The organism is Mesorhizobium sp. M7A.F.Ca.ET.027.03.2.1, assembly GCF_003999175.1.
Classification (GTDB): domain Bacteria; phylum Pseudomonadota; class Alphaproteobacteria; order Rhizobiales; family Rhizobiaceae; genus Mesorhizobium.
This window is the reverse complement of record NZ_RZOM01001707.1, coordinates 1-698: the sequence shown is the minus strand read 5'-3', so window position 1 is coordinate 698 and position 698 is coordinate 1. Positions and strand designations below refer to the sequence as shown.

1 protein-coding gene is annotated in these 698 nt (G+C 61.2%); it reads left to right on the top strand.

Annotated elements, in window-relative coordinates; genetic code table 11:
* Positions 1-698, top strand: a 698-nt coding sequence (locus EN750_RS37520; protein WP_145968342.1) for a magnesium transporter, incomplete at both ends; no start/stop codon positions are given.

The window sequence follows — 698 nt, the reverse complement described above, 5'->3', positions numbered from 1 at the left end:
GACCAGGAAGAGGCTGCACGGGAATTCGAGCAGTACGATCTTTTGTCGGCCGCAGTCGTCGACGAGAACGAACGGCTGGTTGGCGTTCTGACCATCGACGATGTTGTCGACGTCATACAGCAGGAGGCCGAAGAAGACTTGATGCGCATGGGCGGCGTCGGCGACGAGGAGCTTTCCGACAGCATCTTTTCGACCTCGCGCTCACGCGTTCCGTGGTTGCTGATCAACCTTCTGACCGCGTTCCTGGCGGCGTCGGTGATCAGCCTTTTCGACCGCACGATCGAACATATCGTCGCACTGGCGGTGCTGATGCCGATCGTCGCCGGCATGGGCGGCAATGCCGGCTCGCAAACCATGACCGTCACCGTGCGGGCGTTGGCGACCAGGGATCTCGACATCTACAATGCCGGCCGCATCATTCGCCGCGAGATGGGTGTCGGCTTCATCAACGGCATCGTCTTCGCCATCCTGATCGGCATCGTTGCGGCAGCCTGGTTCCGTGACCCCAACCTGGGCGGCATCATCGCGGCGGCGATGATCATCAACATGTTCGTGGCCGCCCTGGCCGGCATCCTGATCCCGCTGCTGCTCGATCGTTTCAAGGTCGATCCGGCGGTCGCTTCGGCAGTTTTTGTCACCACGGTTACCGACGTCGTCGGCTTCTTTGCATTTCTCGGCATTGCCACGTGGTGGTTCGG